Annotated in this window: 13 protein-coding genes; 9 read left to right on the forward strand and 4 right to left on the reverse strand. The window is 50.7% G+C overall.

Annotated features, from left to right (window positions below; translation table 11 throughout):
• Nucleotides 1–27: 27 nt before the first annotated feature.
• Nucleotides 28–885, reverse strand: a complete 858-nt coding sequence (locus X474_RS15035) for a patatin-like phospholipase family protein (RefSeq protein WP_044350069.1) — start codon at nt 883–885, stop codon at nt 28–30.
• 956 nt (nt 886–1,841) lie between these two features.
• On the opposite strand from X474_RS15035, the gene X474_RS15040 reads away from it, so the two are divergent.
• The 8 genes from X474_RS15040 (at nt 1,842) to X474_RS15075 (ending at nt 14,771) form a co-directional block, all read left to right on the forward strand.
• Nucleotides 1,842–4,292: a 1-acyl-sn-glycerol-3-phosphate acyltransferase gene (locus X474_RS15040; RefSeq protein ID WP_044350031.1), complete on the forward strand. Its 2,451-nt coding sequence runs from the start codon at nt 1,842–1,844 to the stop codon at nt 4,290–4,292.
• A gap of 244 nt (nt 4,293–4,536) precedes the next feature.
• Nucleotides 4,537–5,223 (forward strand): DUF116 domain-containing protein, encoded by a 687-nt coding sequence (locus X474_RS15045; RefSeq protein ID WP_052515254.1) that lies wholly within the window; start codon nt 4,537–4,539, stop codon nt 5,221–5,223.
• 56 nt (nt 5,224–5,279) lie between these two features.
• Entirely contained in the window at nt 5,280–8,396 is a 3,117-nt protein-coding gene (locus X474_RS15050; protein WP_044350033.1) for a translocation/assembly module TamB domain-containing protein, read from the forward strand.
• 407 nt (nt 8,397–8,803) lie between these two features.
• The gene (trpC, locus tag X474_RS15055; protein WP_044350034.1) at nt 8,804–9,643 is read left to right on the forward strand and encodes an indole-3-glycerol phosphate synthase TrpC; all 840 of its coding nucleotides are present in this window, start codon (nt 8,804–8,806) and stop codon (nt 9,641–9,643) included.
• Between the two features lie 73 nt (nt 9,644–9,716).
• Nucleotides 9,717–10,943 carry a tryptophan synthase subunit beta gene (trpB, locus tag X474_RS15060; RefSeq protein ID WP_082464398.1) on the forward strand — a complete coding sequence of 409 codons (1,227 nt, stop codon included), beginning with the start codon at nt 9,717–9,719 and terminating at the stop codon, nt 10,941–10,943.
• A 2-nt stretch (nt 10,944–10,945) separates the two neighbouring features.
• The gene (gene trpA / locus X474_RS15065; RefSeq protein WP_044350035.1) at nt 10,946–11,740 is read left to right on the forward strand and encodes a tryptophan synthase subunit alpha; all 795 of its coding nucleotides are present in this window, start codon (nt 10,946–10,948) and stop codon (nt 11,738–11,740) included.
• Nucleotides 11,741–11,910: 170 nt separating this feature from the next.
• Complete coding sequence (locus X474_RS15070; protein WP_156360785.1) at nt 11,911–13,908, forward strand: hypothetical protein; 1,998 nt, start codon at nt 11,911–11,913, stop codon at nt 13,906–13,908.
• A gap of 344 nt (nt 13,909–14,252) precedes the next feature.
• Nucleotides 14,253–14,771 carry a hypothetical protein gene (locus X474_RS15075; RefSeq protein ID WP_044350038.1) on the forward strand — a complete coding sequence of 173 codons (519 nt, stop codon included), beginning with the start codon at nt 14,253–14,255 and terminating at the stop codon, nt 14,769–14,771.
• 6 nt (nt 14,772–14,777) lie between these two features.
• On the opposite strand, the gene X474_RS15080 is transcribed toward X474_RS15075, so the two are convergent.
• Genes X474_RS15080 through X474_RS15090 form a run of 3 tightly spaced genes read right to left on the reverse strand, consistent with a single transcriptional unit; the run spans nt 14,778 to nt 16,871 of the window.
• Nucleotides 14,778–15,515 carry a hypothetical protein gene (locus X474_RS15080; protein ID WP_044350039.1) on the reverse strand — a complete coding sequence of 246 codons (738 nt, stop codon included), beginning with the start codon at nt 15,513–15,515 and terminating at the stop codon, nt 14,778–14,780.
• A 43-nt stretch (nt 15,516–15,558) separates the two neighbouring features.
• Entirely contained in the window at nt 15,559–16,071 is a 513-nt protein-coding gene (locus X474_RS15085; RefSeq protein WP_156360786.1) for a hypothetical protein, read from the reverse strand.
• Between the two features lie 11 nt (nt 16,072–16,082).
• Nucleotides 16,083–16,871: a tetratricopeptide repeat protein gene (locus X474_RS15090; protein ID WP_197282133.1), complete on the reverse strand. Its 789-nt coding sequence runs from the start codon at nt 16,869–16,871 to the stop codon at nt 16,083–16,085.
• Nucleotides 16,872–17,968: 1,097 nt separating this feature from the next.
• Between X474_RS15090 and X474_RS15095 the strand changes: the two genes are divergently transcribed.
• Nucleotides 17,969–20,827 carry a hybrid sensor histidine kinase/response regulator gene (locus X474_RS15095; protein WP_197282134.1) on the forward strand — a complete coding sequence of 953 codons (2,859 nt, stop codon included), beginning with the start codon at nt 17,969–17,971 and terminating at the stop codon, nt 20,825–20,827.
• The last annotated feature ends 204 nt before the right edge of the window (nt 20,828–21,031 follow it).

Consider the following 21,031-nt stretch of genomic DNA (forward strand, 5'->3'; position numbering starts at 1 on the left):
CCGTATTAAAACATATATATCTTTTAGCTAATCCTGTAACGCCTCAGGGCCTTTCCTTAAAAAAAGCTCGCCGTCTTTTTTACCAAGGTCATAGGCGTCCTGAAGGCCCTGGGGGGAAGTGTCGTCCCACTTGGTTATTCCCACCGGCTTTGAAGGTTGCAAATAGGTGCGCCCCTTATGCCCTTTTAAAAGGCCCGGGGGATAGCGCCTGCTCAATAATACCAGAGCCGGTCCCTCGTTCTGCTTTAAGGCAACCACAGGCACATTGTCCACCAATCCCCCGTCGAGCACCTGATGCCCGTTAAGCCTTATCGGCCCTACAAAAGGGGGGGTGGCGGAACTGGCAATGATCAGTTTAGATGCCTCCTCGGGGGTTTCGCAATCATTCAATTTTTTTACCACCGGTTTAAAGCCCGCCTTAAGGGCCCATTGTGGATGCAGCGGTTTTTTTATGTGCTTTTCCAGGGTATAGCAAAAAAAGCCCATTACAACCGCGCCGATTGCCCCCACCCCCCGGGGAAACCTGGCGGCCAGGACTCTCAGCTCCGGACCTTTTTTAATTTTCTCAAAGACTTCCGGCTCAAAAAGAGTCAATAATCCACTTAAATAAATACCGTAATGAGGGAAAACGGGTTTATTGGAAAATAAATTTTCCAGATACATGTTTTTGGGGTTTTCAGCAAAGGTCTCTTTCATCCGATCCAGGGTTTCCCCGGTCTTCTCGGCCAGGATGACAGCACCCATGCATGCCCCTGCGCTGACTCCGGCCACCACTTTGGGGGCAAGCCCTATTTCCTTGGCGCAGGCATCCCAAAAACCAACCTGCCAAAGGCAACGATTGCCGCCTCCGGCCAGGACCAACGAATGATAAGAAATATGCCTCATCTCAGAAGACTCCATATGCTGATTTAATGCAGACTCAAAAAGATACAGATAGTCCCTCTTTTGTTCAGCGACAACAAATTCCCCCCAAAAGGCGGCCAATAGGCTGCTGGCTGCTGTTTTTTAAGGGACCACCTTTGCGGTAGCGGTCTCCGGTCAGCCTCAATGCCTGACATTTTTTCAGATTCCGGCCTTCCAGGTTTCCCTATTGTATTAGGATAAGCAGCAGGCAAGGTCAACAGTCAAATACGGAACAATGCACACCTCACACCATGCCTGCCCGGCAAAGGCGCGGTCTTTTGACTCACTCAACTTGCTTGTTTAACCCGCCCGCAATCAGGTGTGTCGTTCCCCTGCCCCCAAAAGCCGCAGTTTTTTAGAGTTGCTATTATGAAGCACCCAAAACCAGCCCAATTCTTTATACTAAATAAATGAGCTTTGCATTTATCGTGCGGCTGCCTCAATTAATCAATTATGGCAAAGAGATGCGTTTAAAAAAATGAATGGAATTCATATTACCTGCAAGAGCCGCAACAGGCTTCACCGGCTCCGGCTCCACTTGGGACAAGCAAAGATAACAGTTTTAAATAATTAATTATTTTAAGTGTAAAAAACCTGTAAAAATATTTTTTCCGGCAAGGATCACAGCCTAAAACCCGAGCATGATATTCACTTGCACCTACTCGTTTCAAGGGTTATTGTTCCTGGGAACTGAAACTCTGAGGAAAAACCTATCTCTCAAGTAAAACCAAGGTGTTTTAGAATTTCCCAGAGGATCTTGGCAGGCTGTTGCCGCAAACGGCCCGCGCCAAGCATCGGCTTGAAAAGTCATGCAATTTGAAAATCGTGGCAAAAACCACTTTTTGCCACGATTTGGGATTTTGAGCAGGTTTTAGAGATTTGGTTTGCAACCGGGCCTTGTGATGCCTGGTTCAGGGTAACTGAAAGGTTGTTTGCTTATGGCCGCCGGGTCTTTTCGTTCGAACAAAAAAAGCCTCCAGAAAAAGGTCAAGGGCCTGTTTTCCCGTGCAATGATCAATACCGCCAACCGTGTGGATTTTGTCAATATCATTAACCGGGTTTACCAGTCTGATTCCGCTGAAAAATGGCGGGAGCGTTTTAAGGACATTCCCCCTACCTGGGATTTTCAAGACGAACTCACAGAGCACGCCATTCAATTGACCATAAACCAGGTCAAGAAAGAAGGCACCCAGGTAAGCGAAGAGGAAATAAGAAAAACCCTGCAGGCTATCCGCTGCCGCTATGATCATGACCTGCACCTGAAGGCCGCGCCCGCGCTGACGGTCTTGATGAACCATCTCTTCGCCCCGCCGGATCCGAACCATCCCCTGGCTTCGCCGGACGGCAGGGATTCGGCCCATGTGGACAAGCTGAAGGAATATGTGTCCCAGGGCAAATCTGTCCTGTTTCTCTCCAACCACTCGTCCCATCTGGATGAATTCCTCCTGGTCACGGCCATGTTCCATGCGGACCTGGGGCTGCCCCTGTTTGCGGCGGGGGCCAACATGATGGTCATAAAAAGCCTGGCCAAGGTTTTCTACGCCGCTTCTTATGTGGTGCAGCGCAGGGGAGCCAGCCGGGTGGGGCTCTCCGGGCTTTACAATTTCTGCCGGGCCATCAGTGAAAAAGGCGGCCAGCAGGCAATCTTTTTGGAGGCCTGGCACGGCGGAGCCCGCAGCCGGGACGGCTCCATCCGCTACCCCAGGCGGTTGGTCACCTTGAGAGGGGCGCTGGCCAGTGACAAGGACCTGGTGATCCAACCGGTTGCCGTCTCCTATTCAGTGGTGCCCGAGGACCTCTCACTGGCCGCCAGAAAAAGCGGAAAATGTTGGCTCAGGGGCATGGGGCTTTTCCGCACCCTGGCCCAGGCAATCATACATCCCAAAAGCTTTATCTCCCGGGTCAGCAAGGACCTTTACGGCAGGGCCTACGTCACCCTGCCCCCACCGGTGCTCTTAAGTGAACTCAAAGAGGCCCATGCCAAGGATCCGGCCGGGCTCAGCCTGGATGAGTATGTGGCCCTCTACTCCATAGGCGAAATAGCCCGCATCAAAAAGGTCATGGCCAGCCAGCTCACGGCCCGGGCCATTGTTCGCGCCCAAAAGCAGGAGAAAAAAGACCTGCTGGAATGCGCCAAATATGAGCTTGACCTTTTGCGGGAATATCATCTTTCCACTTTTAACCAGGAACCGGACCTGGAGGACTTTATCAGGGACCACACCCTGGAGGAAGTCCTGGCAGACGGGATCAAGACTTTAAAAAAACGCGCGGTCCTCTCCCGCTTTACCAAAGACCAGCACAAACTGCCCAAGGTCCTCTCCCACCCGGGGCTGGCCTTTTACGCCACCCACGGAGACAGGCGCATCTATTCACCCACCGCGGACAAAAACATTGTGGTGGTCGGCGCCAACGACTGGGGCTTTGCCCTGACCTATCTGGTCGGCAACAGAATACTGGAAGAAAAAAAGTATCTGAACGCCAGCCTGACCCTTTACGACTCAAGAAAAGATGTAGCCCGGCAGATGGGGCTCACCCGATGTGCTCCGGGCAGGTTTGAAGAATACCACCTGCCAAAAAACTCCTTTGTCACCTCAGACCCCACCAGCGCCTTTAGAAAGGCCAGCGAGGTGATCCTGGTCTCCAGCCTGGGCAAGCTGGCCGAACAGGCGGAAGCTATCCTGGAAAGTTCTCAGCAAGGCCTTAAGCTGGTGGTCGGCACCTGCGGGTTTGAGCCTGAAACCCACCGCCTGCCCTGCCAGGTGGTTTATGACCTGTTGAAGAAAACCGGGCGCAACGATGTGGAGGTCTATTCCCTGGTGGGCCCGGTAAGGGACGAAGAATTGGTCCAGGGGATTGAATCCACCGGGGTTCTGGCCGGACCGGAGACGGGGTTGAACAAATTGGCGGACCTCTTCAACTGGCCGCCGATCAATGTCATCACCTCCAACGATTGCCTGGGAGTACAGGCCGCCGCCATCCTGGCCGGGATCTACGCCATGTGGGGTCATTACCTGGCCCGACTGGACAAGGTGAAAGGCCCCTCGCGCACCGGCGTGTACATGGCCCGGGCAGCCCAAGAGGCTCAGGAACTGGCCATGGCCCTGGGAGCGGACCAAGAGACCTTTGCCGCCTCAAGTCCCGCCTGGATAGCCAACTTTGTCGCCACCGGACTGAGCCGGGGATACCGCGAGTTTGTGCGCAAGGTGGCCGGGTCAGCCAAAAAGACCTCTCCGCCCAAGGCGGCTCAAAAACTTTGCCAGCAACTTGAGGAACAGGGAGAACCGCCGCTGGCTTACCAGGACCTCTATTCCGCCCATGTCCTGGCCCAAAAACACGGCCTGGACCTGCCGATCCTAAACGAGGCTTTCGAGACCCTTTACGGAGAATAAAAGGCTTAAAACCCCTTGGCAGGCCATCCGCAACCGCCTGTCAAGGGGGGCAAAACCTAAAACAGCCCCAGCCGCCTGCAAACAGACTAAAATTCCTATAACAAAAAAAGGCAATCCGCTTTAAAGAGCCCCTTGCCCGGCTTGGCAAATCCTGACCATGCATGTAATAGTATGTATTACATGACCTCAGCCCGCCCGGCCAAGGCAGGCCTGTCTTAAAAAAACTTCTCTAAAGGCAAAAAGATTGTCTCTGTTTTACATAATTCTTATTGCTGTTTTGGTTTTTCTGGCCCTTTTGCTGGGTCCGCTTTTGTTTGGCAGGCTGTTTATGCCCAAGCTCACCTTAGGCATGTTCCGTCGCTTTGGTAAATGGGGGGCCAAACTCCTGAACCGAATCAAGCCGGATCTGGATCTGAGACTGATGGTTAAGGCCGGGAACCGTTATTTCCGCTCCAAGTTCGCAGCCACTCCCTTTAAACGCAGGGTTTTGTTCATCCCTTTTTGTCTACGCCCCCTTGATTGCCCCACCGAGGTTTCACCGGATGAGGGACTGATCTGCCCGGCAGACTGTCCAGGATGCCCTGTGGGCGAGTTAAAAAAACAGGCCCTTGAAATGGGCTATGGCGCTGTTTACATTGTTCCCAGTTCACGTATGATGAAAGGCAAAGGCCTGCTTCCAAGCGACAAGTTCATAGGCAGGAAGCTTAAAGAACATTCTCCCGGCGCAGCCTTGGGTGTGGTCTGCACCTGGCATTTAAGAAACCGCCTGCTTAAAAACCATTCCGTGGGCAGCAAGGGATTTCCCCCTGAGGGCGACGGCCCCAAATCCGTGGTCCAGGGTGTGCTTCTGGACAGCCGAAACTGCAGGCAGTCCAGTGTGAACATGGAGGATGTGCGCCGGGTGATGGCCATTACGGTAGAGGACCTGTAAAAAGTCTTGCAGACAGCTTGTCGACGCAATCACCCACTTTGTAAAAAGAGGGCGGCATGGCTGAAAAGAGCTCAAAAAAACGGCTCAAATGGCTCGGCATTCTCCCTGCCTTATTGCTGGCCGCCATTTTGGCGCTTGGCTTTATATTTTATCTGAAGCCTGAACTGGCCCTGCCGCTTATCCAGAAAACCCTTGAGAAAAACGACATCACCCTGACCTTTGATTCCCTTGAGGTTAAGGCAGACCCGCCTTCGGCCCAATTCAAAAAGCTAAAGGTAACTTCGAAACAAGGCCTTGATCTGGAACTTGACACCCTTGATCTCAAATTCCGGCCCTCTGCCCTGTGGCAAGGCGGATACTGGTTCAAGCAGGTAACAGCTCGGGATCTGTTCCTTAAAATGGAACAAAATAAATCGTCTCCCGGCCCGCCGGATTTAAGCGGCCTGGCCTGGGTCTTTAAGGCGGCCCGCGCCTCCTGCCAAAACATCAACCTGGATATCAAGGCCGGTGGTTCCGCCTTTTCCCTTGAAAACGGCACACTCACAACCATCCCGGAGACAACCGCCTTAGCCGGGATCACTGTCTTGGGGAAACTATCCTATGCCATGGACCAGATGAGGGTGAAAACCCATATCCAGGGCAAGGGCAAAATAACCGGGGCCAACGCCCTGGCCATGGATCTGGACCTCACAAACCTTGACCTGGACCTACCCTGGCTGAAATCACCAGGCAGGGCCCGGGCCGAACTGAAACTGACCGGTAAAGAGCTTAACCTGCCCAAGCTTGAACTGCATCTGGACAAGGCGGACTTAAACCTGCCCTCCCGGATCGTCCTGAAAACCCAAAAAGCCAAACTCATGGCCGCCCTGGGACTTGATTTAAAAACTAATCTTTTAAGCTTAAGCCTTAAGCAATTTGACCTGCCCGGCCTGGCCCGGGGAAAGGGGCAATTAAGCACAACGTCTCAAAATGAAATCAAGGGCGTCATAACAGGCACGCTTTTGGACACAGCCGGGCTGTTGTCGACTTTACAGCCCCTGTTGCCAAGCCAGACCAGGGAGTTGGCCCTTTCAGGCCCCCTGCCTGTGGAATTTTCCTGGGGTGAAAAACCATATACCAATGGTTTTGCCCTTGAACTACGCCCCAGCCAGACCAGGTTCAAAGGTTTTGGCCTGGATACCGCGCTCAAAGGCCAGCTCTCACTTAAAGGACCTTGGCAAGGGCCGGTGGCGCTTAAAGGAAATGTTTCAATCAAAGGCAATTTCACCCAACACGGCCTTTTAATAAAAGGTTTTGAACTGAACACTCCCCTATCCGGCCTTGCCGCCAGCCCTGAATTACTAGGGTTTGATTTAAAAATTCCCCAAGGCAAGGCTTTTTATCATAAGAAAAACCTGGACCTTGGGGCGGCTTCCCTGAAAGGCCAAATCAAAAAACAAAATCAGGATTGGCAGGCCTCTGATCTGGTCCTCATATGCCCGAAACTCGGAAAATTCACAGGACGCCTTACGTTTGCCAATGAAAAACTGAAAGCCGGCCTGGAGGGGCAAGCCCTCAAGCTCAGCCGGCTTCTACCCTTAACCACGCTTTTTATGGATACTCCCTTGAAAGACTGGAACCCAGAGGGGCTTATTGACCTTAAAGCCGTTTTTACCCGGCAAGGGAAAAGCCCCAAGATCAGCCTGGACCTTTCAGCCGCTTCCCTGGAAACAGCTTCTCCGGACGGAGTATTCATGGCCCAGGGTTTGGGCGGAACTTTGAAAGCAAACCTGAGTTTGAGCAGCTCTCCCCTGGTTGAACTGGAACTTAAACTGAACCAGGGCGAAGCCCTTTGGAAAACCATCTATCTTAACCTGGTTCAAACCCCGATTTACAGTAAGGCAACCAGCCGTATTTCCCCTAAAGGCGATTTCAAGGACACAAGACTTGAAACCCGACTCCAGGATATGGGGGTGCTAAAGGCCAAAGGCGACCTCATGAAACAGGCCAAGGGAACCTTTTCCTTCAACGGCGGTCTTAACCTGGAGAAGCTAAAAATAAACAAGATTTTCAAGACCTTTATCAAAGACCCCCTGGCAGACGCCAACCCGGACCTGGCGCTTTTATCCCCGGATGGAGACGCGGATCTTGAGCTTATACTGAGCGGCTCAGCGAAAAAGGCGGATCTGAAGGGTAGTCTTCGGCTGAAGGATTTTTCCCTTAAGCTGAGCCAGGAGGCCACAGCCCTGAAGGGGCTTAATCTTAATCTGCCCCTGGCTTATAAATGGGGGGAGAAAATAAAACGCGGCTCTAAAAATTATCCTTGGGGCAGCCTGAAAATAGCTTTGCTTGACTTGCCCGGCCTTAAATTGGCCAACCTGGATATGCCTGTCAGATTGCGCCCCAACCTGCTTGAGCTGGGCAAAGGCCTTTCCATGCCGCTTTTCGGCGGCAACCTCCAACTGCGGAAGATAAAAATCAAAGAGCCTCTATCCGCGGATTATAAAGGGCTTCTGGAGGCAAGACTCGACAATCTTGATTTAGCTGAACTGGCTCCGGGTTTGTTACAGGGTTCATTGCAGGGCGCCTGGCGCAAGGCGCGCATCAACACGCAGGAAATGGCTGTCAGGGGAAGCCTTAAAGGCACCCTTTATCAGGGTGAGCTGTTGCTCTCAAATCTAAGGGTCTCGCGGCCTTTCAGCCCGGGCAGGGAGATAGGGCTGAACCTTAAGGTGCGTTCCATGGACTTGAAAGGCCTTTCCCAGGCCCTGGGAGCGGGTATTGTCACCGGCAGGGTTGATCTTGACCTCAACAACCTGCGTCTGGCCTATGGCCAGCCCATAGCCTTTGATTTAAAGGTGCTCTCCCTGCCTGTGCCCGATGTGCCCCAAAAGGTGAGCATCCAGGCGGTAAACTCCATCTCGGTCGTCGGCACCGGCTCCGGGCTCACCGGACTGGGGGTGGATCTCTTCAAAACCTTTATGCAGGAGTTTCCCTACGAAAAAATCGGCTTTTCCTGCTCCCTTAAAAACGATGTCTTCAGTGTGAGGGGGCTGATCAAAGAAAACGGAGTCGAATACCTGGTTAAAAAGCCGCCGTTTCTGGGGATCAATGTGGTGAACAGAAACGAACGCAACCATATCAGCTTCAAAGACATGGCCGATCGCTTAAAAAGGGTGACGGAAAAAAAATAGCCTGATCTGGAAGTATCCGGAAAAGGCATTGTCCTGCAACTAACTGTATCTAAAAGATTTTTCCAGTCTATTTTTCTTTTTCTTCCAACGTTTAAAAGACAAAAAAACATTTTCGTCATGCCCGGGCTTGACAAAAAGTCAAATCGGTAGCAAAGTTGGACCATTATGAAGCCTTTGAATACCAATATTCACAGCCTTGACAGGGCCCACCGCGCAGCAGGGGAAAATTCCCTTTTAAACGCTGGTTTTGTGTTTGCCGACAACATGGGTTGGTGGTGGTGGCGTGCGTCTAAAGGCGGTGGATATGGAGGTGTAGACAGCTAGGCTGAATACAGACTGAATCCAACAACCCACCGCCTTTTGGCGGTGGGTTTTTTTTGTGTTTAACCCGGGAAAAGGACTTGATCATGAGTTTCGCAAGTGCTCTGGCCCCCAAAAAAGCTTCCAGATCCGTTTTGGATGAGATCATCCGTCATAAGCGCCGGGAGCTCTGCAGCCGCTGGCGTGACTCGGATCTGTCCGAACTGGAAGCCAAGGCAAAAGCGGCTCCGGCCTGTAGGGATTTTTTCGGGGCTCTCAAAGCGCAAGCCGGAGAGGCCATTGTTGCCGAGGTGAAAAAAGCAGCCCCCTCGGCCGGAGAGTTGAAACCTCAGGTAAACGCGGCAGACCAGGCCCGCAAATATGCCCAGGGTGGAGCGGCCGCCTTGAGTGTGCTCACGGACAACCGTTACTTTGGCGGCGGGTTGGAAGATCTCAAGGCAGTGCGGGCAGAAGTGGATCTGCCTATCCTGCAGAAGGACTTCATCATCGATCCCCGCCAGATCCTCGAGGCCAAAATCTGCGGGGCCGACGCGATACTGCTTATTGTAAAGGCTCTTGACGACGAGGAACTGCTAAACCTCTACACCCTGGCCAAAAGCCTTGGTCTCACGGCTTTGGTGGAGGTAAACGACCATGAGGAGCTTCAAAGGGCCGTTGCAATCAATCCCAGGCTCATAGGCGTAAACAACCGCAATCTGGCCACCTTGGAGATATCTCTGGGAACCACGGCCCGGCTGAGCCGTCAGGTGAAAAAAGACTGCCTTTTACTCAGCGCCAGCGGGATCAAGGGAGCCGCGGAGATTAAAAACCTTAAGCGGGACGGCGCCGAGGCATTTCTCATCGGCACCAGCCTGATGAAGGCCAAAAACCCGGCCCAGGCCCTGTTCAAAATGAAAATGGCCCTTAAAACCAACCCGGTTAAGTAAAAAAGGAGCGCCGACCATGCAACCCATAGTTCATTACATGGACTCACCATATAACGAATCCGGAGCAATCGATATGTCCCATTCCACGGCTGAATGTAAACAGCCCGCAGACCTGCATGCCCAGCCTGACCCCCAAGGACGATTCGGAAAGCTGGGGGGCAGATTTGTGCCCGAGACCCTTATGCCCGCCCTGGAGGAACTGACCCGGGCCCATGAAGAGGCCAGGCATGATCCCGAATTTCAGGCCGAGCTGAAAGAACTCCTGGCTGATTATGTGGGACGCCCCACTCCTCTTTATGAAGCCAAACGACTGACCCAACATCTGGGCGGAGCCAGAATCTACCTTAAAAGGGAAGACCTGGCTCACACCGGGGCTCACAAGATAAATAACGCCCTGGGCCAGGTGCTTTTGGCCAAACGAATGGGCAAGACCAAGATCATCGCCGAAACCGGCGCGGGTCAGCACGGAGTGGCTACGGCCACGGCGGCGGCGCTTTTGGGCATGGAATGCAAGGTCTTCATGGGCACCCTGGATATTGAACGCCAGGCCCTGAACGTAAAACGCATGCATTACCTGGGTTCCAGCGTGGAACCGGTGAAATCAGGGGCGTGCTCCTTAAAAGACGCGGTTAACGAGGCCCTGCGATATTGGGTGGCCAATGTGGAAGACACCCACTATATCATCGGCTCCGTGGTCGGCCCCCACCCCTACCCCATGCTGGTCAGGGATTTCCAGTCTATTATCGGCAGGGAGGCCAGGGAACAGATCCTGGCCAAAACCGGCCGTCTGCCCCAGTCCCTGGTGGCCTGTGTGGGAGCCGGTTCCAATGCCATGGGCCTGTTCCATGCCTTTTTAAACGATCAGGAAGTGGGCATGGTCGGAGTCGAGGCAGGCGGTCTGGGCCTGGATAGCGGAAAACATGCGGCCAGCATCAGCGCCGGACTCACCGGAGTTCTACACGGGGCCAACAGCTATCTGTTGCAGGACGAGCATGGCCAGGTCATCGAGGCCCACTCAGTGGCCGCGGGCCTGGACTACCCCGGCGTGGGCCCGGAGCACGGGCATCTGCACGATATCGGCCGGGTGGAATACACCTATTCCACAGATGAAGAAGCCCTGGAAGGCTTTCACCTGCTTTCCGCCACCGAAGGCATCCTGCCCGCCCTGGAAAGCTCCCACGCAATCGCGCACTTGAAAAAACTGGCTCCCAAGCTGAACAAAGATGACATGATCATCGTCTGCCTCTCTGGCCGCGGCGACAAAGACGTAGTCCAGATCTCCGGCATGGAGGAGAAATAACAATGACAACTACCTTGCAAAATGCCTTTGACCGGGCAAAAGAGCAGAACAGGGCCGCTTTCATCCCCTTCATCTCCGGCGGACATCCGGATATGACCACCAGCATGCGCATCCTGAAGGCGGTGGAAAAAGGCGGGGCAGACGTTATCGAGGTGGGGATTCCCTTTTCCGACCCTGTTGCGGACGGGCCGGTGATTCAGTCGGCCTCCACTCAGGCCCTGGCCAACGGGGCGACTCCGGCCGGGGTGCTGGAGATGGTGCGCCAGGCCGAAATCTCCTGCCCGGTGGTAATCATGACCTACTTTAACCCCATGCTGCGCATGGGCCTCACCGAGTTTGCCAAACGCGCGGCCCAGGCCGGGGTAAAGGGAGTGATCATCCCGGACCTCACCGCCGATGAAGCGGGCGAATGGTCTCAAGTGGCGGAAGAATACTGCATAGACACTATTTTCCTGGCCGCACCCACCACCCCGGACTCAAGGCTTGAGATCATTACCAAGGCCAGCAAGGGTTTTGTGTATTACGTCTCCACCACCGGTGTGACTGGCAGCGCCATCAACGTCTCCGACGGCCTTTTGGAAGAAATCAAGCGCATCAAAAGAGCCGGCACCCTGCCGGTGGCTGTGGGCTTTGGAGTCTCCACGCCTGAACAGGCCGCGGCCCTGGGCAAGGCAGCCGATGGCGTGATTGTAGGCAGCGCCCTGGTAAAGGCCATTCAACAGGCAAGCACCGCTGATGAACAAATCGAAAGCGCGGAAAAACTCACCAGCGCCATGGCGGCGGCCCTAAAGAACTAAATCTTTTTCTGTTGTCTCCAGGGTGGTCAATCCGGGGAAACCCGGTTTGGCTACCCTTTTTCTTGCCTTTCCCCTTTAAAAAAGCAATATTGTACAGATTCGACCTGACCGGCCCTGACACCTGTTTGGATACTGGACATGATTCTTTAAAAAATGGAGGTCTGCTGCAATTGCCCTCCCCAGGAACCGAGCCAGACCCCAAAAACAGAAAAAGCATTCTCACCCCTTGGGCTGGAGCGGTGCTGTTTCTTTTGTTTTATTTAAGCGTATGGCCACTTTTGTTTCACCTGGTGCTTTTACCCCATGCCTCTTTACAAAAATACGGATTCAGGGTCCTTCACTTTAAGGAAGCCAATTTATTAAACAAAGAAGACAAGGTAGGTTTCCGGAAAAGCTCTGAACTTAGACTCAGCCAGTCAGACGAGTCACTAAAGGCCCTGGCCTTTCTTAAAATCGAAAAATCAGGTTTTTACAGTTTTTTCCTCTCCGGCACAGCCCGGGCCAAACTGGCCGTTAACAACCAAATAATCCTGGAAACACCGGGTGCGCACCAAGGGGGGCTATACCTGGACAAAGGACCCCATTTTATCGAGTTAACCCTGAGCGCAGGGCAGACCAATTCCGGAGCGGATCTCTTACTCAGCCTGCCCGGAAAAGAAAATTTCCAGCTGATTGCAGGCAAAAAACTGGCCTACCTGGACCTGGGCAACGTGGGGCAATGGCTTTTTGTCCTTGATTTTCTGGAAAAAATCGCCTTGCTGGGATTTGGGATCTGTTTCCTGTGGCCTCTTTTCAGGCCGCTAAGCAAATGGATCAAAAACAGAGTTGCAAACTTTCCCAAGACAGCCGCATTGCTTTTAGCCCTGGCATTGTTCTGGATCATTGGTTTTTCGGCCTATTATCCGGTCGAAATCGGAGCCCGCAGGCCTGCGGTGAGGGTGGACGGGTTTAATTATTTTGCCTATCTGCCCAGCCTGATCATTCACAGGGACCTTGGCATGCAAAGCCTTTACCCGGCGGCCAAGGCTTACAAATACCTGCCCGCCTGGGAAAAAGCCCTGAGCCATACCTATACCGGCCTTACCTTTAATCCTGAAACCGGGCGCCATGTGAGTGACCACACCATTGGGGTGAGTCTTATGATCGCTCCTTTTTTCCTGGGAGCCCATTACCTGAGCCTGCTTTTTGATCAACCGGTGGATGGCTTTTCTTCTTTTTATCAATATTCCGTGGGCATGGCCGCCCTTTTCTACACCCTTTTCGGTTTTGCCTTTCTGGCCGCCCTCCTCAGGAAACATTTTTCCCGCAGGACAACCTTTACCCCCTGTATCTGCCTGTTTCTAGGAACTAATCTCTTCAACTATACAGTTAACGAAGTATCATACAGCCATGTGTATTCCTTTGCCCTGGTCGCCTGTTTCATCTATTTCACAGAAAAATGGCATTCTGAGCCAACCATCCGAAACAGCCTGATACTTGGGGGAGTGTGGGGATTGCTTGCCCTGGTGCGCCTGCCCAATCTGATGGTAATCATGTTTCCCTGTTTGTACGGGCTTTACGGCTATCGCAACCTTAAGGAACAGGTTGTCTGGTTATGGCAAAAGCGTTTACAACTGCTTTTGATGGTCCTGCTCTTTGGCCTGGCAATGCTGCCTCAGTTGCTTTTGTGGAAACTCACGGCAGGATCATGGTTGATAAATCCACAGGCCTATGCCGGGCTGCCGGGACTGAACATATGGCAACCCGAGTTGTTAAATGTTCTCTTCTCCGTGGAAAAGGGGGCCTTTTTCTGGTCGCCGATCCTGATCATGTCCCTGTTCGGGCTTTTTTTCATGCCCAGATATCTGCCTCAATGGTTTATTCCCAGCCTTTTATTTTGGGGGGCGGTGACCTGGGTTATCGCCAGTTACTGGCTGTGGACCTATGGTCACAGCTTTGGGCATCGAGGCTTTACAGACGCCTATCCGGTCCTGGCTCTTTCCATGGCAACACTTTTACAACAAGTAGAGTCAAAATCCCGCGCCACCTTGTGGATCACGGGCATCCTTCTTATTGCCCTGGTCTATGTAAACCTTTGTCTGACTGTCCAATATTGGCAAGGCTCCTTGCCCGGACGCAATATGACCTGGGAAATTTTCCAGAAGATCCATTGGTGGCGTTTTTGGTAAGAAAAACCTGAACAACTGTAGTAGTTATCCATATTGTTATGCTTAACAAAAAGCTTGATCTTTACTATCTATCTGTAGGGCCGACTTATATACCCAATAAAATTCAACCTGAATCTAATTCATAAATTTAATTAATTATTTTAATAAGTTGTTTTTTATCTTGTTAATTTGCAAAATCACTAATATATTTCCTACGATTTTGAGCAAATAAAGAGGTCAATTAGGATTCTTTTCCTAACATGGTCAAATGAGCAAAACAAAACTTAAAGCTTTTATATTTAAAAATGTCTTCACAAAAACCACCATCAAAAAGATCATTCCCGGACTTATTTCAATTTTTTAAAATGAAAATCCGAATCATCATAAGCCTTATTTCCTTATCCTCAGTTCTTTTATGGCCCAAGGCAACTCTGGCATCTTCTTTTGCCAACAGTTGGATAACTGCGGTTCACCCGGCCTGGTATCTGCTGGCTGGTGTGGTTTTACTTTTAACTACGATCTTCACCGGTTTTGTGCTTCTGGAAAGGGCAGAGGCAAGAGACACTCTCCTGGCCAAGGAAAGATTAGCGGCCAGGCAGCTTGGCATCATAAAAAATACAGTTCTCAAACACTGGGAACAAAACGGCAGTTTCCCCGAAAACCTGATTGATGTAGGGCTTAGCCCCAGGTTGTGCACCAACCCCTGGGGATTACCCTATAATTATGAACTCCGCAGTGAAGGGTTTGCCATAACCACCCAGATGCCTGACCGGCTGGTTGATTTTCCCAAAATCAACCAATTTTGGTCCCAAAAAGAAAAAGGATGCAGATTTGCCTGCCCGGGCCAAGCCAGTAAAAAGAAACGTTTCTTTTTTAGACGATAATCCTCTTCAGTCCCGGCCTATATCCTGATAGAGCATAAGCGCAGCACTTGCCGCCGCCATGGGGTCGCGGCTGTTTTCGGTATTTGGCAACAACCAAACGGCCCCCTGATTAATCACCTCAACCGCGCCCACAATCCCGCCTGCCTGCTTAAAAAAATAGCCGGTGGGATCGCTCAAGGTTATGGAACTTCCGGCCAGCCGGTTGCTTCCCTTTACCTGAATGGTCTTTACATTACTAAATAAAAGCCCGTTTAAGGCTGTTTCACCAGTGGATCGCGCCATTACCAGACGCCAGGAATTTGTCTTGTCTCCCTGTAAAATGGTGCAGGCCATATTTCCGTGACGTGAAATTTCCCAGGTAAAACTCCCTTTGTTATCGCCCAACAGCGTCTGAATCAACTTTTGCCTCACCCCCAGGGCGCAATTTACCTGCCAGGTTTTACCTTGTTGATTAATCAACTCAAACTGGTAATCCTGCTCAGCGCTGAAGTCCTCATACCCCAAAAAACCCCAGGCGGTTGAATGAGTCCATCCCCTTTGCACATTAGCCGCCTTGTAAGGCCCAAAACTGAAAGATTCTTGAAAATTGAATCCTTGCCTGCCCTTTACCGGCATATGGTCGGCCTTTTGCTTAAACCCCGATTCCAGGGCCATGTGAGCGGGAGTGCATCCCCCAAAAATAAGGCAGGCAAGCACAGTCAAAAGGATGCCTAACATCAAAATGCCACGGTCTTCTCTTTGCATGGGGCCTCCTTTTTTGTCGGGGCGGTCAAGAGACATGAAAAACTCAAACCCTGCCGCAAACCTCTATAAAATCCTCAACCATCCTTTGTCTGGCTGTTTTGATTCTTTTTACAGAATCTTCCCAAGTGTAAACCCATCCCGGGCCCAAACTCCTCAGAAGCTTTTTTTGCTCCGGGCATAGATACCAGGTGCAGACCCAGGGTCTGGCTGCCCGTTCAAGCACACAGCCTGTTTCGCCCAGATAAACACACCCTTGATGCTTATCAAAAAAAAGCTGACCCGAAGGCGGAAGAACCCCGCCAAGACGCCAAAAAACCAAATCTGAAAAATCAGCCCATATCCTGGCCCGATGGCAGCAGGGCTCAACACAGCGGAGACAGGTAACGGCGCACAAGCGATCCAGCAGATTTTTTGTTGCCAGAATTCCATCCTGAATAACATATGACCAAAATCTGGCCCGGGCCAAAGCCCTGTGGTTCTTTTGGCAAAGCATTTTCAGGGTGTCGCCTGCCTCAAACCAGGTTTTACTTTGGCTCCAGGGCGGATATTCAGGCAAAAACTTATCCCTCATTTTTGCTGACCGCATTTGGCCTTTATTTCTTCAGCCAGCTTAAGCAGTTTTTCTTTTTCCTTTTTCCCTTCAAAGCGGGCTGAGGCGTTCCGTATTATAAAAAGCGCCTTTCCAGGTTTTTGAGCCTGGAGCCAGGCTTTTGCTTCCCTGGTTGCATAGGATGCCTTTTGGGGATTAAAAACCGCCGCTTCGGCGTAATAGGCCGCTGCTTTTTCAAAAGCCTTTTTCTTTTCCGCTTCTCTCCCCAGCCAATACATGGCCGATCCCTTGGCGGGCTTTGGATCCTGCTCCCTGGCCAGGGCTTTTCTCTCGGCCCACTCAAGGGTCATTTCAACCTTGTCAGTCTTGACCCCACACCAGAAGAGACCACTCATGGCGCCTACGCCCCGAGGGTTAAGGGAGACAGCCTTTTGAAAGGCCGAGGCGGCCTTCTGAAAATTATCTTGACGATAAAAAGCCCAGCCCAAAAGATCATTGGCCAAATAAGAGCGAGGCCCCTTGAGGACCGCAGTTTCAAACAGTTTAAGATCCAGCTTACCGGTATTAAAAGCGCTTATGGTGTAGTAATGGCGCAGGGCTTTTTCCAGGGCCTGAATCCCGCTTGCCGAGGTGTTTTCCGGCCAGATCGCCTCTAAGATCCCTTCCTTGGGCAGGCCTGGAATCAAACGCCCCAGCCAGTTCAAGAATTCCCGGCTGAAGCCTTTTAGTTTGTTCTCCAGATCCAGATCAAACCAGGGACTCGTCCTTACACCTTTTGCGGCAAAATCCTGAAACTCAAACTTCACCTGCATTTTTCCACTATCAACCCGCATCCTGCCGGAAAGCCAATACCGAACCTTTGTTTTCCTTGCTATCTCAGCCAAAGCGGGCCTTGGCTCGCCTTTATCGCAATATGAATCAAAACCATTCAAGGTGGAAAAAATATTTTTGACGCGCCAACCAAACCAAAACTCTGAAAGACCCGGGTGCATTACAGCCAAATTTCCGGCTAAAAATTGAGCCCACAGGCCCGCCCGCTCCCTTACACCTTCCTCCTGAACCAGAGGAAGAATGATCAACCTATTCTGTAAAGACGCAGATCCGGCGCGTGATGCGGATTTAGGGGCCGCTTGTGCGCATACCGGGAGCAATAAGCTGAGTTGCGCAATAATAAATAAGTTTATTAACAACTTAAGCTTCATAACACTATCCTTGAATAATTAATCACAAACCGCGAAAGTTTTCTTTTGTTTTAGTGTATACAGCCAATATATTTTAAAAATTAAATCATCTAATGGGCCTTCACGAGCCGAGCAGCAAACAAAAAGATAACCCCGACTCACAACCTGATTAGATTAAACATAAACCATATTTATCCATATATTTTTTAAAAGTAAACTCAGAGCAAACGGTTTATCGGCTAAACCACGAACGGTCAATAAACATTCACAACCAAAATCAGCGCTTCCGGCCCAAATCCACCTCCTTCTTCCCGCCTTGGCAGTATATATACAACATATTAATATTCCATAAAAAATTAATCTAAGTAAATATAAGCCCCCAAGTTTAGCAAAGAGATTACCTGAACATATTACAGACAGTAATCTTACTTTTACGAATCACTGCCTGGGAAATTATGCTATAGTACAGTCTTTAAAAAATACCAAGCCTTTGGGGTTGAGCCCAGCAGTAAAAACTGAGACTTATCAGATAAACGAACCTGTTAATGAAGCAGATTATAGAGGCTATGGTTACAAAAAATAACATTTTCTGGATTCTTTCCGGATTAGTCACTCTTCTCCTGGGAACGACCCTATTCCTTGGCTCTCATCTCATTTACGACTCTTTCACGGAAAAATCGCAACAAATTTTCCTGCTTAATTCCCAAAAACAATCCCAAAGCATGGCTGATCATTTAACCCGGGCTCAGGAAAATGCACGTGAAATGATCTGGGACCTGGCCCATGATCCTGAATTCCTTTTTCTTGCCCGTAAGCAAAGATGGACCCAACTGGGTAATAACCTGTTGCGGCTTTACTCGGCGGTGCAGGGATTATTCTTTTATTATTGCCCGGGCCAGGGTCAAATTCTGCTGCCCAAGGCAACCATTCATTACAAATTTCTGGAAAACCTTTTTCCCCTGCTCAGCAGCAACGACAAAGCCGGAGACGATATTTTTTATTTTAAGGTTCAAGGCAACCACCTCATAATCCAAACTCACTCGGTCCACTATGGAGACATACGGCTGGGAACCCTGTTGGCTGTCTGCGACTTGGCCAGGGCCGTCAGTGCATCCAAAACGCCCCATTTGAATACAATTGAGGGTGGTTTTTATCTCTCAGACACCTCGGGCTTTAAACACGCCGTAAAGCAGGATTTTCTATTCACTCCCCAGGAAACCAGGCGGCGGCTGTGCCTGGGCGATCAAACTGAACTGGAAAAGACAACCCTGGAAACCGGCTTCACTCCAGTGCCCGGTTATCCGGACCTGACCTGGTATTCACCCACCAAGGCCCTGGAGCAAAAAAATCAAGCCATGAAAAACAAGATGTTCTTACTGGCCCTGGTTTTCCTTGGGCTTATGCTTATTTGCTGTTTCATGGTCTTCAGAAGCTTCAGCAACAAAGTTACGGACCTGACAACCCAAATCAAAAGCCTGCATTATAAGGGGGGCAAAGGTCATCTCCCATATCCAAGGGGTGTAATGAACGGGCTGGACAATCTGGTGCGGCATTTCAATTCACTATTGCGCAGTCTACAGGCAGAGCAAAGGGAAATGGAACAAACTGCCAGTAAAAAGTTGGATGCCGCCCAAAAAAGGTATGAAATTCTGGTCGAGACCAGCCCCAGCGGACTGTTGTTTATCGATTCACAAAAAAAACCCAACTATGCCAACCCGGCATTCTGCAAAATAAGCGGTTATACCACTGAAGACCTGTCCCGACTGGAGGCGGAAGAACTATTTATAGAGAACAATTTCCCCAAGGGTCGCCTCTTACAGGCCTTGGCCGATTCTCCCCAGGGAAGGGCCGAGCTTAAACTATTATGCAAAAATGGATCCTACGTATGGGTGGAGGTCAGGGTTGTAAGGGTGAGCCGGGAGAAGGGCCCGGCCTATATCGTCAGCCTGGTGGACATTTCCCAGCGAAAAACAGCTCAAAGGGAAGTGGAAAAGGAAAGAGAGCGTCTGTCCCTGATCTTAGACGGCAATCCCATACCCACCTTTGTAATCGGGCCGGATAAAAAGGTTCTTTTTTGGAACAAAGCCTGTCATAACCTGACCAAGGTGCCAAAGGAACGGGTCTTGTCCCAAAAGTTGGATTCCTCAGTCCTTTACGTCAATCCGAAAAAACCGCTTTTGGCCAACCTTGTCCTGGATATGGATCTTAAGGAGCTGGAAAATTGGTACGGGCAACAGGGGATCAAGGCCAGCCCCACAATCCCGGAGGCCTTTGAGGTCACCACAACTCTAATCCTGAAGAAAAAGGAGAGAATCGTATACAACCTTGCGGCCAGGCTGAGGGATAAGGACGGAAACATCCTGGGCGCCATTGAAACACTTCAGGATGTAAGCGAAAGGGAAGAACTTGCCCGGCAATTGGAGCATTCCCAAAAAATGCAGGCAATCGGAACCCTGGCCGGAGGTATGGCCCATGAATTCAACAATATCCTGGCTGCGGTAAAGGGGTACGCCCAACTGCTCTTGAACAAGACGAAATCAGACAGCCAGACCGCCCAATACGCCCGCGAGATAGATAAGGCATGTAAAAGAGCTTCCGGACTGACCACCAACATGCTCACCTTTTCCCGCCACCATAAAAGCGAAAAAAAGCCGGTCATGATAAGCCGGGTCTTGAGCTCTGTGGAAGGGCTTCTGTCCCAAACCCTGGGGCCGAATATCACCCTTGATTTTCGTCTGGAAAAAAATCTGCCCCAGGTGCTGGCCCAGCCTAATCAACTGGAACAGGTTTTTATAAACCTTTTGGTAAACGCAAGAGACGCCATGCCCAAAGGCGGAAGCATAGAAGTTTTTGCCCAAAAGGAAACGATGGACGAAGAATTTTTATGCAGACGGCTGGGGCTTGAACCGGGCGATTATGTAGCTGTCCGGGTGAAGGACAGCGGCACGGGATTTACCCCGGAGGTCAAGCAAAAGATTTTCGAACCGTTTTTCACCACCAAGGAACCGGGCAAGGGAACCGGTTTGGGCCTTTCTATCGCCTACTCCATAATCACCAATTTTGCCGGTTGCCTAAGCTGTGAGTCAAAACCGGAGGAGGGAAGCACTTTTACCATCTTTTTACCCGCTCACTCACAGGCAACTCCAGGGGATGCCGACAAGGAAGAGGTTGTGCACAAAAACAAAACCGGTAAAGGACAATCGATTCTGGTGGTTGACGATGAAAAACAAATCCGCCAAATTTTGAAAGAGATACTAACCACTCAGGGATACACGATCACTACGGCGGAACATGGTAAAGAAGCCCTATACGTATATCGAAATTTTTTAAAAAAAGGCAAGCCCTTTGACCTGGTAATCCTTGATCTGGCCATGCCGGTGATGGACGGCCCCACCTGTTTAAAGGCGCTGCATCAAATACACCCCAAGGTCAAGGTGTTGATCACCACCGGTCATTCAGTCAATTCTCTTAAAGACTCCTCTCAGTTAAGCGGAACCACAGGACTTTTAAATAAGCCTTTCGACCTCTCCCAGTTACTGCAGGCTGTGGAATACGGGCTCAACTACAAACAGATTTTATAAATATTTTCATAGGACCTGACTATCAGAATAATAAACGAAAAAGCAACGCCAGTAGGCACCTTCAAGAAACCATGAAAGGCAATAAGCTCAAAAGGCTAAGGGGCGGTATCTAAACGGGAAACTTTTTTAAAAACCCACACGCCAACCACTCTTTTACCATTACCGTAAAACTAAACAGCACAATGGGTAGTGTCAATAATCTTT

Origin of the sequence: Dethiosulfatarculus sandiegensis (genome assembly GCF_000931935.2) — a bacterium.
In the GTDB taxonomy this organism is placed as follows: domain Bacteria; phylum Desulfobacterota; class Desulfarculia; order Desulfarculales; family Desulfarculaceae; genus Dethiosulfatarculus; species Dethiosulfatarculus sandiegensis.

Coding starts and splice junctions, on each gene's coding strand:
- X474_RS15035 (WP_044350069.1), bottom strand. CDS start 885: ATGAGGCATATTTCTTATCATTCGTTGGTCCTGGCCGGAGGCGGCAAT.
- X474_RS15040 (WP_044350031.1), top strand. CDS start 1,842: ATGGCCGCCGGGTCTTTTCGTTCGAACAAAAAAAGCCTCCAGAAAAAG.
- X474_RS15050 (WP_044350033.1), top strand. CDS start 5,280: ATGGCTGAAAAGAGCTCAAAAAAACGGCTCAAATGGCTCGGCATTCTC.
- trpC (WP_044350034.1), top strand. CDS start 8,804: ATGAGTTTCGCAAGTGCTCTGGCCCCCAAAAAAGCTTCCAGATCCGTT.
- trpB (WP_082464398.1), top strand. CDS start 9,717: ATGTCCCATTCCACGGCTGAATGTAAACAGCCCGCAGACCTGCATGCC.
- trpA (WP_044350035.1), top strand. CDS start 10,946: ATGACAACTACCTTGCAAAATGCCTTTGACCGGGCAAAAGAGCAGAAC.
- X474_RS15075 (WP_044350038.1), top strand. CDS start 14,253: ATGAAAATCCGAATCATCATAAGCCTTATTTCCTTATCCTCAGTTCTT.
- X474_RS15080 (WP_044350039.1), bottom strand. CDS start 15,515: ATGCAAAGAGAAGACCGTGGCATTTTGATGTTAGGCATCCTTTTGACT.
- X474_RS15095 (WP_197282134.1), top strand. CDS start 17,969: ATGGCTGATCATTTAACCCGGGCTCAGGAAAATGCACGTGAAATGATC.